The sequence below is a fragment of the Desulfococcus sp. genome (genome assembly GCF_041737845.1).
Taxonomy (GTDB): Bacteria; Desulfobacterota; Desulfobacteria; order Desulfobacterales; family Desulfococcaceae; genus Desulfococcus.
This window is the reverse complement of sequence record NZ_JBGSQX010000160.1, coordinates 11493-27297: the sequence shown is the minus strand read 5'-3', so window position 1 is coordinate 27297 and position 15805 is coordinate 11493. Positions and strand designations below refer to the sequence as shown.

At 57.9% G+C, this 15805-nt stretch carries 14 protein-coding genes; 11 read left to right on the top strand and 3 right to left on the bottom strand.

The window, feature by feature from the left end:
• The first annotated feature begins 18 nt into the window (after positions 1-18).
• The 4 genes from ACEW8N_RS20050 (at position 19) to ACEW8N_RS20035 (ending at position 5276) form a co-directional block, all read left to right on the top strand.
• Positions 19-837, top strand: a complete 819-nt coding sequence (locus tag ACEW8N_RS20050; RefSeq protein WP_373501643.1) for a cell division protein FtsQ/DivIB — start codon at positions 19-21, stop codon at positions 835-837.
• 1 nt (position 838) lies between these two features.
• Entirely contained in the window at positions 839-2068 is a 1230-nt protein-coding gene (ftsA, locus tag ACEW8N_RS20045) for a cell division protein FtsA (protein ID WP_373501642.1), read from the top strand.
• A gap of 60 nt (positions 2069-2128) precedes the next feature.
• The gene (gene ftsZ, locus ACEW8N_RS20040) at positions 2129-3382 is read left to right on the top strand and encodes a cell division protein FtsZ (RefSeq protein ID WP_373501641.1); all 1254 of its coding nucleotides are present in this window, start codon (positions 2129-2131) and stop codon (positions 3380-3382) included.
• Positions 3383-3596: 214 nt separating this feature from the next.
• Complete coding sequence (locus tag ACEW8N_RS20035; RefSeq protein WP_373501640.1) at positions 3597-5276, top strand: radical SAM protein; 1680 nt, start codon at positions 3597-3599, stop codon at positions 5274-5276.
• Positions 5277-5367: 91 nt separating this feature from the next.
• Here the strand turns inward: ACEW8N_RS20035 and ACEW8N_RS20030 are convergent, their stop codons facing one another.
• The 3 genes from ACEW8N_RS20030 to ACEW8N_RS20020 form a co-directional block, all read right to left on the bottom strand.
• Entirely contained in the window at positions 5368-6618 is a 1251-nt protein-coding gene (locus tag ACEW8N_RS20030; protein WP_373501639.1) for a hypothetical protein, read from the bottom strand.
• 87 nt (positions 6619-6705) lie between these two features.
• Complete coding sequence (locus tag ACEW8N_RS20025) at positions 6706-7587, bottom strand: hypothetical protein (protein ID WP_373501638.1); 882 nt, start codon at positions 7585-7587, stop codon at positions 6706-6708.
• Between the two features lie 64 nt (positions 7588-7651).
• Positions 7652-8833, bottom strand: a complete 1182-nt coding sequence (locus ACEW8N_RS20020) for a hypothetical protein (protein ID WP_373501637.1) — start codon at positions 8831-8833, stop codon at positions 7652-7654.
• 238 nt (positions 8834-9071) lie between these two features.
• On the opposite strand from ACEW8N_RS20020, the gene ACEW8N_RS20015 reads away from it, so the two are divergent.
• The 7 genes from ACEW8N_RS20015 (at position 9072) to ACEW8N_RS19985 (ending at position 15787) form a co-directional block, all read left to right on the top strand.
• The gene (locus tag ACEW8N_RS20015) at positions 9072-9509 is read left to right on the top strand and encodes a cytochrome c3 family protein (protein ID WP_373501636.1); all 438 of its coding nucleotides are present in this window, start codon (positions 9072-9074) and stop codon (positions 9507-9509) included.
• Between the two features lie 69 nt (positions 9510-9578).
• The gene (locus ACEW8N_RS20010) at positions 9579-10874 is read left to right on the top strand and encodes a 4Fe-4S dicluster domain-containing protein (RefSeq protein ID WP_373501635.1); all 1296 of its coding nucleotides are present in this window, start codon (positions 9579-9581) and stop codon (positions 10872-10874) included.
• Entirely contained in the window at positions 10867-11850 is a 984-nt protein-coding gene (locus tag ACEW8N_RS20005) for an RnfABCDGE type electron transport complex subunit D (RefSeq protein WP_373501634.1), read from the top strand. The genes ACEW8N_RS20010 and ACEW8N_RS20005 overlap by 8 nt, the downstream gene beginning before the upstream one ends.
• Before the next feature lie 2 nt (positions 11851-11852).
• Positions 11853-12446 (top strand): RnfABCDGE type electron transport complex subunit G, encoded by a 594-nt coding sequence (rnfG, locus tag ACEW8N_RS20000; protein ID WP_373501633.1) that lies wholly within the window; start codon positions 11853-11855, stop codon positions 12444-12446.
• Between the two features lie 15 nt (positions 12447-12461).
• Positions 12462-13055, top strand: a complete 594-nt coding sequence (rsxE, locus tag ACEW8N_RS19995; RefSeq protein ID WP_373501632.1) for an electron transport complex subunit RsxE — start codon at positions 12462-12464, stop codon at positions 13053-13055.
• Between the two features lie 10 nt (positions 13056-13065).
• Positions 13066-13641 carry an electron transport complex subunit RsxA gene (rsxA, locus tag ACEW8N_RS19990; protein ID WP_373501631.1) on the top strand — a complete coding sequence of 192 codons (576 nt, stop codon included), beginning with the start codon at positions 13066-13068 and terminating at the stop codon, positions 13639-13641.
• A gap of 70 nt (positions 13642-13711) precedes the next feature.
• Positions 13712-15787, top strand: coding sequence for an FAD-dependent oxidoreductase (locus ACEW8N_RS19985; protein ID WP_373501630.1), 2076 nt, complete (start codon positions 13712-13714; stop codon positions 15785-15787).
• Positions 15788-15805 lie beyond the last annotated feature (18 nt).

Sequence of the window (15805 nt, the reverse complement as noted above, 5' to 3'; positions counted from 1 at the left end):
AGGTGACAGCAAGAATTCATGAACAGCACGAGAGAAAGCCGGTGGACCCTGACGCGTCTGTTCATCACCCTCTTGTTGAGTGTTTTTTTTCTGATACTCTACAGGGAACTGACCGAGTGGCGGTACTTCGAGACAAAACAGATCCTGGTCACCGGCAACAGCCGGATCTCCGAGAAAGAGATCATCCTGCAGGCCGGCGTTGAACCGGGCACCAACCTGGTCCAGCTCAACCTGTCCGCGGTGCGGAAGCAGCTGCTGGCCCATCCCTGGATAGAAGATGCCCAGGTCGAATGGCGGGTCCCCTCGGCTGTCGGCATCACTGTGAGGGAGCATCAGCCCCTGGCGGTTTTCGACATCGACCGGAGATATACCGTGAATGTTCAAGGAAAAATATTCAAGATATGGGACGGGACGGAACCGGATCATCTTCCCGTCGTTGAAGGGCTCAAATTTTCAGATCTTGGAATTTCCGGTATTTCGCACAGTATTCCTTTCAATACGGTGATGGATGTGTTAACGTCCGGAAAATCAAGCGATTGCGTCATTCCGAACGAGATGATCCAGCGGGTTCTCCTGGACAGGGAACTGGGGGTCACCCTTTTGATCGTTCCGAATGAGAAAACATATAATATCAATGAGATAAAATTAGGGTACGAAGGCTATCCCGTCAAGTATGAACGCCTTCAGGACCTGTTGAATTACCTGAAACACCGGCAAAATGGAATAATGATCGATTCCGTGAATCTGACGAATCCGGACCGTATTGTCATCGCCCCTATACATACTGAATCCTTGGACGAAGATGATTTGAACGAGGATGATAAAGAGGAGGTTTGAGGTGCAGACCCAGGAAGATATTGTCGTCGGGTTGGACATCGGGACAACGAAAATTTGCGCAGTGGTGGGCGAGGTTTCTGGAAACGATATCAATATCATCGGCATCGGCAACCATCCCTCGATCGGTCTGAGGAAGGGGGTCGTCGTCAATATCGAATCCACCGTGGAATCCATCAAGAAAGCGGTCGAGGATGCCGAGCTGATGGCGGGCTGCGAAATATCTTCGGTGTATGCAGGGATCGCAGGCGGGCATATCAACGGGTTCAACAGTCGCGGAATCATCGCCATCAAGGGATCTGCGGAGATATCCCAGCAGGACGTGGACCGGGTGATCGATGCGGCGCGGGCGGTGGCGATTCCCATGGATCGGGAGGTCATCCACGTCCTTCCCCAGGAATTTATCGTCGATGACCAGGTGGGCATCATGAACCCGGTGGGCATGTCGGCGGCGCGCCTCGAGGCGAAAATCCACATCGTCACGGGCGCCGTCACCTCCGCGCACAATATCGTCAAGTGTGCCAACCGGGCGGGGCTCGATGTCAGCGATATCGTCCTGGAATCCCTCGCCTCCAGCGAGGCGGTGCTTTCGGAGGACGAAAAAGAGCTGGGAAGCGCCATTCTGGATATGGGGGGAGGAACGACGGATCTCGCCATCTTTTCAGGCAAGAACATCAAGCACACCTTTGTACTCTCCCTGGGCGGAAACAATCTGACCAACGATATCGCGATCGGACTGAGGGCGCCCTTGGCCGAGGCCGAAAAGATCAAGAAGAAGTACGGGACCTGTTCCACCCGCGGCATCCGGCGGGAGGATGTCATCGAAGTGGCGGGCATGGGGGGGCGAAGGCCGCGAAAATTATCCAAGCAGATCCTGGCCGAGATCCTGGAGCCCCGTGCCGAAGAAATTTTTTCTCTTATTCTTCAGGAGATCTACCGCGCCCGCGTGGAGCATTACATCAATTCCGGCATCGTGCTGACGGGCGGATCATCGATGCTGGAAGGTATGGCGGAGATCGCGGAGAGCGTCTTCGACCTGCCGGTCCGCCTTGGAAAACCCAAGAATATCGGTGGCCTGGTCGATGTCGTCAACAACCCAATGTATGCAACGGGGGTCGGGCTGGTGCTTTTCGGGGCAAAAAACCGGGGGGCCAATAAATTCAGGATCCGGGATGCCAATATCTTCAACCGGGTCATGCAGCGCATGAAGAAATGGTTTAAAGAAATCATTTGATCCAAACACCGTAAGGTTTCAGTTCATCAACAGGAGTCAATACTCAAGAGGGGGGAGTCGATGTTCAAATATGCCGAAAACGATGAGAAGTCTGCAAGAATAAAGGTGATTGGCGTTGGGGGAGCGGGAGGCAACGCGATCAACAACATGATCGATTCCGACCTTCGCGGCGTCAATTTCATCGTGGCCAATACCGATCTTCAGGCCCTGGATCTCTCCAAGGCGACGATGAGGATTCAGATCGGCGATAAACTCACGGAAGGGCTGGGCGCCGGCGCCAACCCGCAGATCGGCCGGGATGCCGCCCTGGAAAACGCCGAAGCCATCCGGAATGCGCTCAAGGACAGCCACATGGTCTTCATCACCGCAGGCTTCGGCGGCGGCACGGGAACGGGCGCGGCGCCCGTGATCGCTGAGATTTGCAAAGAGCTCGGCGCCCTGACGGTCGCGGTGGTGTCCAAGCCCTTTTCATTTGAAGGCCGGAAGAGGATGCATCAGGCGGAGGAAGGGCTCGATATCATCCGGGACGTCGCGGATACGGTGATCACCATCCCCAATGACAGACTGCGGGGGCTGGCCTCCAAAAACGCCACCATGATCGAAATGTTCCGGAGAGCCGATGAGGTCCTGCTGCACTCCGTCAAGGGCATCACGGATCTGATCCTGATGCCGGGCCTGATCAACCTCGATTTCGCAGATGTCAAGACGACCATGGAAAAGGCGGGGCTCGCGATCATGGGGATCGGCATCGCCTCCGGCGAAAACCGTGCGGTGGAAGCCGCCGAAAGGGCGATCTCCCACCCCCTCCTGGAAGATCTCTCCATCGCAGGCGCCAAGGGCGTCCTCATGAACATCACCGGTACCAGCAGCCTGACCATGGAGGAGATGACGGAAGCCTCCGAGCGTATCTACAGCGAAGTCGGCGAAGACGCCGAAATCATTTGGGGGACGGTCATCGATGAGAGCCTCGGCGACGAGATGCGCGTGACCGTGATCGCCACGGGCATCGGCGGGGACCACTCGGGCGCCATGAGCAGAGGGCGGCGAAGCCCGAAAGCGGTGCAGGGCGCCCGAAGCATTGCGCGGCCCGTCAAAAAGGAGGAGTTCAGGCGTCAACCCTATCGCCCCGCCGCGAAGGAGCGCGGTCATATGGACTATCCCCATGCCGTCGATTACGAAGAGCCTGCTTTCATGCGAAAAAAGAAGGCCGACGACGACGGGTACCGGGACACGTCGTACTCCGACTTCGAAGACAAGCACATGGATATTGAAGATCTCGATATTCCCACCTTCCTGAGACGAAAAGCTGACTGACGCGAGACAGCCGGCAGGATTTGGAAAACCAGGTTTTCAGGCCAAACCTGGTTTTCATTTTTTACGGGATCCCGATACTGTGACGATGACCGGCCTGGACCCGGCAAGCGGCATTTCCGGGACGGCGGTCCGGGCCCCATCACCATCCCCCGATGGCCGGACCATGGCGAGTTAAATCCGCACCCTCATGGCAAGAAAATCGAAAAATACGGCCATGGCCTCCGAAACCGGCGCCATCCTTAAAAGCTGGCGCGGCCGGTTGCGCGTAGGCCTGGTCTATCCCAACACCTATCATGTCGGGATGTCCAATCTGGGGTTTCAGACGGTCTACCGGCGCCTCAACCTTATGCCGCAGGTGGTCTGCGAGCGGGTTTTTCTGCCGGACCCCGCGGATGGACCGCCGCCCCCCGTATCCATCGAATCTCGCCGCCCCCTCGCGGATTTCGACGTGGTCGCCTTTTCCATCTCCTTTGAGAGCGATTATCCCCACGTGCTGGAGATCATAGGTGGGGCCGGCTTTCCCCTCATGACCCGCGAGAGATCCGCCGATCACCCCCTTGTGGCGGCCGGCGGGGTTGCGTGCATGTTGAATCCCGAGCCGCTTTCGGCATTTATCGATTGTTTTCTCATCGGTGAGGCGGAGGCGCTGCTTGATCCGTTTTTTTCCCGGTTCGACCCGGAGGCCGACCGGCGGGAGATGCTGAAAACCCTGGCCAGGGACGTCAAAGGGGTCTATGTCCCCATCTTTTATGATGTTCAGTATCGGGAGGACGGCACCCTGAGATCCTTTTCGCCGGCGGCGGCGGTGCCGCGGATCATCGAGCGGGCGGTTGCGGAGAATCTCCCGGATCCCCCCGCCGCGAGCGCCGTCCTCACCCCCCATACGACCTTTGACCGGACCTATCTGATCGAGGTGGGGCGGGGCTGCCCCCATGGGTGCCGCTTCTGCGCCGCCGGGTATATCTACCGGCCGCCGCGATTCCATTCCGTGGAAAACCTGAGGCGATCCATGGCGGACGGCGCGGCCCTTTCGGACAAGATCGGCCTGGTGGGGGCGGCGGTTTCGGACCTTCCGGGCATCACATCGCTGTGCGCAGACTACCATGGCGGAAAAACCCGCATCTCCTTCAGTTCGCTGCGGGCGGACGCCCTTGCCCCGGAGCTCATGGAAACCCTTCGCCAGAGCGGCGTCAAGACGGCCACCATCGCCCCCGATGCCGGATCCGAGCGGATGAGAAAGGTCATCAACAAGGGCATCGACGAGGCGGCGGTGCTCAATGCGGCGGAGACCCTGGTCGCGGAAGGCATTCCCAACCTCAAACTCTATTTCATGGTCGGGCTGCCCTCCGAGGATATGGCGGATGTGGAGGCCATCGTGACGCTGTGCAAACGGATCAAACACCGATTTCTGGAATCGAGCCGCACCCGGGGCCGGATCGGCGATATCACGGTCAGCCTCAACTCTTTTGTGCCCAAGCCCATGACGCCGTTTCAATGGGCGGCCATGGACGAGATCGCCCTGTTGAAGGAGAAGATCGGGCGGGTGAAGGATGGCCTGAAGCGCCTGCCCAACGTCCGGTTTCACCATGATGTTCCGCGGCATGCGTATTTCCAGGCGCTGATGTCGCGGGGCGACCGCCGTGTGTCGGTAATCCTGGCGGCGCTTCATCAAAACGGCGGAAACTGGGCCAAGACCCTGAAATCATCTCCCGTCAACGCTGATTTTTTCGTGGTGAGGGCCCGGGAGACGGACGAGATGCTGCCGTGGGATTTTATCGACCACGGGATATCCAAGTCCTTCCTGGCGGACGAGTACCGCCGCGCCCTTGCCGGAAAGGCCTCTCCGCCGTGTCCGATGGCGGACGGCTGCGCCATGTGCGGGGTCTGCGGCTGAAGGTCTTCCTTATTAAAGAGAGGACGGAGGAAGAATGGCGGCATGGCGTGCCGCGGTGCCTGGGAAGCGCTGGAAATCCGGATGCGCGTCTTCAGAGAATCAGGAGCAGCAGCAACAGAAAAAGCAGTGTCACGGAGACGGGCAGCAGGATGAGAAATCCCTTTTTATAATCGAAGGTATCTTCTCCCGCCCCTGCCGGCCGAGGGGGCGCCGCGGTCCCGGGGGGTTTTCCGATTCCCGTGGCGTTGAGGAAGCGGTCGATGTCTCTGGCCATGACGCGCTGGCCATTGGCGATGAGGGTGTCGCGGCATTGCTTCAGCTTCTCGGCGGCGTTCTTCCGCTGGCTCTCCGCCGCGAGAAGACCGCCGGCGAACTGGTCTTTTATTTCCAGAAAACGCGCGTAGGCCTCGCCGATCTCCTGCTGATGCTTTTCAGCCAGACGGGCTTCGTTCTCCTTTTGCCGCTCGATCTCCTGGCGCAGTTTCTCAAGGGCGCCGTCGATGGTTGCGATATATCTGTCGATCTGCTCCTTGCGATCCCCTAGGCCGATGCTCTCGAATATCTTGGCGTATCGGGCCAGCTCCTCTTTTTGCGCCATGAACTGCTCTGTGTTGGAAAGGCTGACGGGCGTCGACCGATAGGCGTGGAAAACGGCGCCGGCGTTGTCGAAGAGGCATTTGGACGCCTCTCGTCCCGTTTCGGCGATCACCCTGTCGGCTGCCTGCAGTTCAGTTTCAAGATGCTGTGCGGCCGCCTTGAGGTAGATGTTCTCCCGAAATGCAACGCAATGGGATTCAATGGCGCGGAGGTCCGCTTTCAGGGGTGCCTGCGCCGTCAGGAGGCCGACGGCATGATTTTCACGGCCCGATGCCGCCTCCGCCGTGTTCGCCGCCTTCTTGCGAATGTGCCGGACGGTTTCGGCCAGCCGGTTGATCTCCTTCAGTATGCGGTGGTGCTCGTCAAAAATCGCCCGCATCCGGGTGACGATATCCGCCAGGTCCCTGTCCTGCAGGGCCATGATCGCCGCCGAGAAGAGGGTCTCAAACCGTTCCTTTTTTGGGGTGTAGGCTGAAAAGGCTTCCGGCTTCACGCTTTCGGGGGAAAGATGGAGTCTCCCCCCATCCCTGGACTGAAGATAGCTGATGAATATCGGATACAGGATGTCGCTGATGGTGCCCTGCTGATGGGCGGTGACGATCTGCCGATTCCGGTGTTCAAAGATTTCGCCGATGTCGGAAGGATTCTTCGGGTGGAGCCTGCTGCCGATTCTGTCGTGCAGTTCCGCCTGGACGATGCGGTCGAGTTCGCCTTCGATTTTTTGATATTGCTTGTCTGATTTCATGATCTCCGGAGGATTTTTCGAAAAAATAAAACAGCCCCGAAACGTGTCAGGGCTGCGTGGGCATCGGGATTCAACATACAACCGTCTTCAGATCGGTTCTTCGATATAATAGCTTTTCCGCCACTCCCGGACGGCCGCCGCAAATCCGCGGGACCGCTCCAGGTGACTTGCAACCAGGCGGTCGAGGTGTTTTTTCATGAACGGTGAATAGCCGTCTGTCGCCAGCCGGATCATGAGCTTTCGGCCCTTTTCGAGTTCCTTGATATCAACTTTCAGGCGGTTTCTCCGATCTTCCATATCGCGCAGTGCGCCTGAGGTCAGATCGGCGAATATCTCCATTGCGATGCTCATGGGATTGGCTTCGGCCTCCTGCCGGATTTTCCGGTGATAGGAATCCTCGTAGGATTGGATATCCGAGAAGGTATGGTTGAGCTGTTCGATCTTCCGGCCGGAGCCGTTTACCCTGAGAAGGGTCGTGGGCCGGGCCTCGATCCGCTCTCGGACGACGGTCATGAACAGCGCGGCCTGGGCCACGGGGGGCGCATTCTGTTGAAAGACCTCCTGCATCCTCCGGGAATGCTTGAGGGTATCCCGAATCATCGATATCTCGTTTCCGATACCGAGCAGAAGTTCGATCTGATGCTTTCTCATCTTTCTGAAGTAATACAGGGTGCTGTCATCCAGGGAAGCCGCCCTTCCGGCACGGCCGTTCAACTGGAACCGGAAGTTGATGATGCAACTGACGGAGAGGGTTGACCGGGTCAGGATCTTTCCGGCTTCTTCAAGAATGGTATCGTAGAATTCCTCCTGCCGCCTGCGGACGGCCTCCCGGCGCTCATCCGACATGCCGCCGGCAGCCGCATCCAATCGGGCCGCCGCCTTGATGAAGTCATCCACCCCGGCGACAAACCGTTTCGTGTCGATGCCCTGGGACGCATCGACGATATCCTGAAGGGTTACCTCTTCCATATTATTCCCGACGCAGCAGTATTTCCGGCGCAGCAGGATGGAAACAAATGCGCACGTCGCTGTGCTAGCTGCTTTTATGGATCAATTTTTCGATTTCTTCCCGGTTGTCCTTGATCTGTTCGAGTCGGAGCTGGTCGTTCCGGCGGTAGACCGTTTCCGCGTCTTTCAGCGCGTTGTACTCCATTTCCCACTGGGGGCTTGCGGTCATCTGATCTCCAACGAGGGATGCGTAGCGGCCCAGGACCTTGTTGCCGTCCTCGATGCTTTCAACGATCATCACCATCGACTGCGTCACCCGGGCCACGCCGGAACAGATCTGGGAGACATTTTCAACCGCGACCTTCATGTGTTCGGCGCCGGCGGCGAACTTGTCGACCATGTTGACATGGAGATCGCCTCTCTCCTTGAAGTCGTTGATGAGCTTCCGGTAGCTTTTCAATGCATTCTGATACTTGACGCCCATATCGATGTTGGTCTTGTATTTGAGCTCCATCCCCTGGCTTTCCCGCAGGGCCATCTCGATATGGTCTCTCACCTTCTCGACCTCGGCGTACCGATCGTCGATCAGAGACATGGCGTCGTGGATGGGAACCAACTCCTTGAGCTGACTCTCGAGCTCCCGGCTGTGTTTGACCTGTTCGTTGTAGGCCCGGCGGTCCGTGTGGATCTGATCCGTGAATGCATCGTTGACCTGGGTCAGGTTGCGCACGATGCCGTCCACCTCGACGACGGTCGAGCGAAGCCCTTCGTTCAGGCCTTTGAGGCTGTTGATATATTTTTCGATCATTCCCCTGAATTCGGTGATCATGACCTCGTCCGCCGTGCGGGGGATCTCTTTCCTGACAATCTCATAGTCGGTGTAGGTCTCCATCTCCTGGCCCTTGAGACCCAGGGCGACCAGACTCTTGTCGATGAGATTGTATTTCACGGGGCGTTCCCGCTCCACCGGGATCTTCTCTTCGATGATCTTGTTGGTTTTCGAAGCGATGATCTGCTTGATGCCGTCTTCGATGACCTTGATCTCGTCAACGACATGCTGCAGGTTCTGCGCCTTGAAGGATGAGGACCTCACCTCGGTGTCCTGATGATAAGGTGCGGGCGGGGGCCGGTAGCTCTCGGGTGCAGCTGCGGTCGCTTCAGTCTCGGAAATCTCCGTATATTTCCGGATGATCGTATCGAGCTTCCGGTCGACGCTGGCGGGTCCGTCGATGTCAGCCGAATTTACATTTTCTTGGGCGATATTCATGAAGTGCTGTACCTCCTCGATTTTGGTATTGGGTATACACGAGACATCCGCCTGCGTCAACAGGAATGCGGCCAATGATCCTCCTTATTTTACAAGCTATTACAGCTATTTCATAATTCAAGAAGCGAAAAAATATCTTGAAACTTTTATCCTGCTGTGTTAGGCGATATCCGGTTTAATACGACGCCCACACCAAATAAACCATGGATTTGAAACGATTTGAAAGGAAGTGACAAAGATGACTTCAAATGCAAGCAAAGAATTGAAGCTGGCTTACGGCATCGCGATTGTTTTGCTGATCGTGGGTGTTTTAAGCTATACGGCGTTTTCGGCAAAAGCGCCGGACGAACCGCTCCGGATCGTGTATACGGGAGTGGGGGGGAGCGTGATTTTCGATCATGCCACGCATGCTACAGGCTATGATCTTGCCTGTACCGCCTGCCACCATCATCCCCCGGAGCCCGAAGAAGGTGCAGCCATGGCTTCATGCACGTCCTGCCACGCTATCCCGAAGGATGGGTCGCTTCCAAAAGCTTGCCTGGACTGTCACGCGGAGGACGAGGTTGGGCTCGAATCGATGCCTAAGAAAACAGATGCTTTTCATTCCCAATGTATCGGCTGTCATAAAGAGATGGGTGCGGGTCCCGTAGAATGTGCCGCCTGCCATGGCTTATAGGCCGGTGATATTCCCATTATCGGATTCAGTGTCCTTTCACCTCAAAAAAGCATAAAAAAGGGCTGGAGCATGCTAAAAAGATCATTTTTTGCGAAGAAGCCTCGGTTTGAATACGAGACGGCCGGTAATGTGCCGGTGGAAGCCGAGAGCATCCCGGTGCCGGATAAGGCTACGTTCTTTATCAACAGGCCTCTGGACGGAAAAACAGCGCTCTCATTGAAGATCGGAGACCGGGTCAAGACCGGTCAGAAAATTTCACCCTTTCCGGATGGCGGTGCCTACGCCATCTGCTCCGTAACCGGAAGCGTCACTTCCATCGCACCCTATGCGGGCGACTATGGCCAATCCTACACCGCCGTCTCCGTTGTGACGGAAGGCAAGGATGATTTCGATGAAACCTTCGGGGACATTCTCAACAACGAGGGGGTCGAGGCGGCAAAGGACTATCTGGCCGGCGTTCCCGGCGCGCCCGCGATGGATCTGTTTTCCAGCCCCGACCACGGCATCGATACCATCGTTATCTGCGGGGTAGAAAAAGATCTCCTGGTGGCCACCAACCAGCATGCGCTCAAGGAGAATGTCGCTTTCATGAACGCGGGCATCAGCGGGCTGAAAAAAATGACGGGCGTCCACAAGATCGTCATCGCGCTTCCTCAGAGCCTCATGGCCGATGCCGGCGGCATCGGCGGCGCATCCGGAGTCGAGCTTCGGGTGATCGACACCCAATACCCCTCCTCGCTTCCCCGGATGATCATGAAGGATATCATCGGCAAACCCGTGCCGGCCGACAAGACCTGCGACGACCTGGGCGTATGCTTCGTCACCGCCGAGGCGGTGGCCTCCATCGGCAAGGCGATTCAGGAAAGAAAGCTTCCCGTCACCAAGACCCTCACCTTCATCAACAAAGACCTGAGCAAGTGTATGGTCAGCGCCCGGATCGGGACGCCGGTGGGCAGCATCTTCAAGGCATTTGACGTCACTCTTCTGGAAAAGGATCGCCTCATCGTGGGCGGGCCCATGACCGGCGCCGCCATCTACTCCGAGGAGCATCCCATCTGCCCCGACACCGACGCCCTGATGGTTCAGGACGGCGCCGATGTCCCCATGGTGGCGGACACCCCCTGCATCAACTGCGGCGAATGCATCCGAGTCTGTCCGGCCGACATCCCCGTGGACATGTTGATCCGGTTCCTGGAAGCCAGGCAGTACGAAGACGCCGCCGATATGTATGATCTCTACTCCTGCGTCGAGTGCGGACTGTGCAGCTTTGTTTGTGTATCGAAGATACCCATTTTCCAATATATCAGGCTCGCGAAATATGAACTCGGCAGAATTCGCAATGCAGAGGAGGCCGCGGATGTTTAACCAGAAAAAATTCATCGTATCCCATGCGCCGTTCTGGCACAACGGCAGTTCGATCTCCGAGCGAAGCTGCAACATTCTGCTCGCCGCCCTGCCCGCGGTGCTCATGAGCATCTATTTTTACGGCATGCCGGTCGTGGGCATCATCGCCCTTTCCATCTCCTCCGCCATGCTGTGGGAGCTGGCCTACACCCGAATCACCAAGCAGGCGGACACCATCGCCGACGGCAACGCCGCCTTAACCGGATTGGTATTCGCTATGATGCTCCCCCCGACCATGCCTTGGTGGGTCGTGATCACCGGGACCTTCCTCGCGATCATCATCGGGAAGCAGATCTTCGGCGGCATCGGCAGCAACCCCTTCAATCCGGCGGTGCTCGCTTTTGCCATAGTCAGTCTTTCCTGGGTGTCTTATTTCGATTACAACGCCGCTGTCGCCAGTTATAGTCTCGGCTTCAATTCGGTCTATCCCCTGGCGGCCATCAAACATGCGGGGATGCATACGGACCTGTTCAATCTGAAAGACATCGCAGGCGGCTACAATCCCGTGGATCTGCTGTTGGGCAAGCAGGTCGGCGGCATCGGCGCCACTTTCGGCCTGGCCATCATCCTGGGCGGGGTCTACCTCATCCTCCGCGGGTTCATTCGATGGGAGGTTCCGGTTTCTTTTATTGCCGGCGTGGTATTTACCGCCGCCATGTTCAATGCGGCAGATCCCACCCGATATGCCTCTCCGGTTATCCACCTCCTCACGGGGTACACGCTTCTGGGCGCATTTTTCCTGGCCACCGAGGATTCCTCGTCGCCGGTCAACTTCATCCCGATGCTGATATACGGGGCTCTCGGGGGCGCCATGACCATCCTGATCCGGAATATCGGCGCCTATGCCGACGGCGTCATCTACGCGATTCTGGTGATCAACCTCGTCAACCCGCTTTTGGATAAAATCAGGCCGAAGGCATTAGGAAAGGTGGCGTAACCATGCGAGATATGATTAAAATGGTTGTCGTCCTCACGGTTCTCGCGGCTTTTTCCGGCGGACTGCTGGCCGCCCTGAGGGACACGACAAAGGATAAGATCGAACTTCAGCAGTTGACGTTTGTCAAAGGGCCGGCCATCAAGAGCATCTTCAAGGATGTCTCGAACGATCCCATTGTCGACCGCTTCAAGATCCAGGACGGCGAAGTGGAGCGGAGCTTCTTCGTCGGGGTCATCGACGGCAAGGCGAAGGCCGTTGCGTTGGAAAGTTTCGGCAAGGGGTACGGCGGCGATGTCGGCCTCATGGTGGGCATTGACCTGGAAACCGAGACCATCCTGGGCGCCGGCGTGACGACCCATTCGGAAACTCCCGGCATGGGCGCGAAGGCGAAGGAAGACCCGGCCTTTACCGACCAGTTCAAAGGGGCGTCGGTCAAGGAGGCGATCAAGGTAACCGGTGACGGCGGCGGTATCAACGCCATCAGCGGCTCGACCATCACATCGCGTGCAGTGTGCGCGGCGGCTACGGACGTGGGCGCCGTTTACGGGCGCCTGAAACCGCAAATCGACGAAAACATGAAAGCCTTCAACAAATAAAGGGAGAGAATACCGATGGCTAAGTCTATCGCTCAAGAGTTTTTCAAGGGGTTGTGGGCCGAGATACCGCCGTTCCGCCTGGTGCTGGGCCTCTGTCCGACACTGGCCGTTACCAAGTCGGTTGAAAACGGCATCGGCATGGGGCTTGCTACCACCTTTGTCCTCGTCGGCTCCAACGTGCTGGTCTCCATGCTGCGGAAGGTCATCCCTTCCAAGGTGCGCATCGCCTGTTTCATCATCGTGATCGCGACCTTCGTGACCGTCGTCGAGCTGCTCATGCAGGCCTATACCTATCCGCTGTTCCTGAAGCTGGGCATCTTCATTCCCCTCATCGTCGTGAACTGCATCGTCCTCGGGCGCGCCGAGGCATTCGCGGCCAAGAACCCGGTGATGCCGTCCATGGCGGACGGCCTTGGGATGGGCATCGGGTTTACCCTGGCCTTGGGCGCCCTGGGTGCGGTTCGAGAGCTGCTGGGGCACGGGACGGTGCTGGGCATCAATGTCTTCGGCCCGTCATACGAGCCGTTTTCCTTCATGGTAGAGGCCCCCGGGGCGTTTATCGGCCTTGGACTGATGCTGTGTATCATGAACCTTGTCGGGAAAAAATAGGAGAAGATAGATGGGTGACTATATCGTCCTGATCATCAGCTGCATCCTTGTCAACAACATCCTGTTGGCCCAGTATCTCGGGAACTGTCCGTTTCTCGGGACCTCCAAGAAGATGGAGACGGCGGTGGGCATGGCCATGGCCGTCGTGTTCGTTCTCGTGATGGCCGGAGTCCTCACGTGGATGGTCGATGCCTATATCCTCAAGAAATTCGGTCTGGAATATCTCCGGACCATCTCCTTCATCCTCGTGATCGCATCCCTGGTCCAGTTCGTCGAGATGTTCCTGAAAAAGAGCATTCCCGCCCTCTATGCGGGCCTTGGGATCTTCCTCCCGCTGATCACCACCAACTGCGCGGTCATGGGCGTGTGCCTCATCAACATCAACGAGGAGTATACCTTCATGCAGGCCCTGGTGGCCTCCTTCGCCTACGCCGCAGGCTTCGGACTGGCCCTGGTCCTTTTTGCCGGCGTGCGCGAACGGATTCTGCTGGCAAGGGTTCCGAAACCTCTCCAGGATACCTCCATCGCTCTGGTGACGGCGGGGATTCTTTCCCTGACGTTCTATGCCTTCAAGGGGATGGTCTGACAGCCGATTTCCGTCGAGGAATGAGCCATAACGGCATGCGCTGAAACTTGCAAGTGAGAGGGAGGTTATCGTGACGGAAGCCATTTTGATGATGCTGGCTGTCGGCGGAATATGCGGAACGGTGCTGAGCCTTGCGTCAAAAATATTCTATGTCTATGAAGATCCGCGGATCGGAGAGGTCGAAGCCAACCTGGCCGGAGCCAACTGCGGCGGCTGCGGCTTCGCGGGCTGCTCTGCTGCGGCCGTTGCCGTTGTTACCGGGAAGGCGCCGCCCAATGTCTGTATCGTCTCCAGCTCCGATCTGGTGACGAAGGTCGCCGCCGTGATGGGGCTGGATGCCGGTACGGCCGAGCCCCTGAAATCCCTCAATACCTGTGACGGGGGATTCCGGGCGGATGATAAGTTCCACTATATGGGCGTCCAGACATGCGCCGCTATCTCGGCCATGTACGGCGGAAAACGGGAGTGCCGGGTAGGGTGTCTCGGGTACGGCGACTGCGTCCGCTCCTGCAAATTCGACGCGATCCATATGGGCCCCGACGGCTACCCGGTCGTGGACGAGGTCAAATGTGTAGGGTGCGGCGCCTGCGAGAAGGCCTGCCCCAAGAGCATTCTCACCGTCCGCACCCTGACCCAGCGCCTTCTCGATATCAACAAAACCGAGGATGCCCTGGCTCCCTGCCAGCAGACGTGCCCGGCGGAGATCGACATCCCCGCCTATATCGAATGCATCACCAAAGGGGATTACGAGGGCGCCGTGAAAACCCTGAGGGAGAGAAACCCTCTGATTTTGGCCTGCGGGCGGGTCTGCCCCCATCCCTGCGAGAATTACTGCCGCCGTGGCATCGAGGACGAGCCCGTCTCGATCAATCAGCTCAAGCGGTTCGTGGCGGACTTTGAAATGAATTCCGGGACGCGCTTTCCCATCAGTGCTATGCCCTCCACCGGCAAAAAGGTCGCCGTGATCGGCGGCGGGCCGGCCGGGCTGAGCTGCGCCTTCTTCCTGAAACGGGTCGGCCATGATGTCACCATTTTCGAGGCCATGCCCCATCTCGGCGGCATGATCCGCTACGGCATCCCCGAGTACCGGCTGCCGAAAAAGACGCTGGACTGGGAAATCCAGGGCATCCTGGATCTCGGCATCGAAGCCCGGACGGACGTCCGGTTCGGCCGGGACTTCAACATGGGAACTTTGAGCTACGAAAACTTCGACGCGGTATTCTTCGGGATCGGCGCCTGGAGCGACTACACGTTGGGCATCAAAGGCGAGGATGCCGAGGGCGTATTTACGGGAATCAACTTTCTCTCGCGCTTTGCCGGCGGAGAAAAGATTGCCATCGGAAAAAAATGCGTAGTTGTCGGCGGCGGCAACACCGCCATCGACTGTGTTCGCACGCTGGTCCGCCTCGGCGCGGATGAGGTCACTCTTCTCTACAGGCGGACCCGGAAGGAGATGCCCGCCAACATCGTGGAAATCGAAGCCGCCGAACACGAAGGGGTCAATTTCCACTTCCTGGCGGCCCCCACCCGCGTGGTGAGCGATGAAGACGGGCGCGCCACCCACCTGGAGTACCTCAAGATGGAACTGGGCGCCCCGGATGCCAGCGGAAGGCGACGGCCGGTGCCTGTCGCGGATTCAGAGACCCTGATCGAGGCGGATATGATCATCAGCGCCATCGGCCAGCGTCCGGACGTGTCGTTCCGGGACGGGGCCAGGTCCCTCGAAGACCTGATCATCACCCGGTGGAACACCCTCGACAACGACCCCATCACCCTCCAGTGCAGCATCCCCAAAATCTTTACGGGCGGGGATTCTGCAACGGGGGCATCCCTTGTCGTAGAGGCCATCGGCGGCGGCAGGCGGGCGGCAAGATCCATTCATCAGTATCTGATGGGCGAACCCGTCCAGGCACCTGAAAACGTTCTCTTCAAGAAGCACATCCCAGAATCGCTTTTCGAGCATGTGGATGGCATTGTTCCCAGCCCAAGGGCCAAGATGCCGGAATTGCCGGTGGCATCGAGAATCAAGACCTTTGAGGAGGTCGATCTGGTGCTGCCCGAGGAAAGCGCTCTGAAGGAGGCATCCCGCTGCCTGAACTGCTGCCGGCTCTGCTACAACAAAGACACGCAAAAGAAGGCCGCATAAGTTCGGAGCCTGTCGTAT

Excerpts from the sequence above, each read along its gene's own strand:
- ACEW8N_RS20050 (WP_373501643.1), top strand. The coding sequence starts at position 19 with ATGAACAGCACGAGAGAAAGCCGGTGGACCCTGACGCGTCTGTTCATC.
- ftsZ (WP_373501641.1), top strand. The coding sequence starts at position 2,129 with ATGTTCAAATATGCCGAAAACGATGAGAAGTCTGCAAGAATAAAGGTG.
- ACEW8N_RS20035 (WP_373501640.1), top strand. The coding sequence starts at position 3,597 with ATGGCCTCCGAAACCGGCGCCATCCTTAAAAGCTGGCGCGGCCGGTTG.
- ACEW8N_RS20030 (WP_373501639.1), bottom strand. The coding sequence starts at position 6,618 with ATGAAATCAGACAAGCAATATCAAAAAATCGAAGGCGAACTCGACCGC.
- ACEW8N_RS20025 (WP_373501638.1), bottom strand. The coding sequence starts at position 7,587 with ATGGAAGAGGTAACCCTTCAGGATATCGTCGATGCGTCCCAGGGCATC.
- ACEW8N_RS20020 (WP_373501637.1), bottom strand. The coding sequence starts at position 8,833 with ATGAATATCGCCCAAGAAAATGTAAATTCGGCTGACATCGACGGACCC.
- ACEW8N_RS20015 (WP_373501636.1), top strand. The coding sequence starts at position 9,072 with ATGACTTCAAATGCAAGCAAAGAATTGAAGCTGGCTTACGGCATCGCG.
- ACEW8N_RS20010 (WP_373501635.1), top strand. The coding sequence starts at position 9,579 with ATGCTAAAAAGATCATTTTTTGCGAAGAAGCCTCGGTTTGAATACGAG.
- ACEW8N_RS20005 (WP_373501634.1), top strand. The coding sequence starts at position 10,867 with ATGTTTAACCAGAAAAAATTCATCGTATCCCATGCGCCGTTCTGGCAC.
- rnfG (WP_373501633.1), top strand. The coding sequence starts at position 11,853 with ATGCGAGATATGATTAAAATGGTTGTCGTCCTCACGGTTCTCGCGGCT.
- rsxE (WP_373501632.1), top strand. The coding sequence starts at position 12,462 with ATGGCTAAGTCTATCGCTCAAGAGTTTTTCAAGGGGTTGTGGGCCGAG.
- rsxA (WP_373501631.1), top strand. The coding sequence starts at position 13,066 with ATGGGTGACTATATCGTCCTGATCATCAGCTGCATCCTTGTCAACAAC.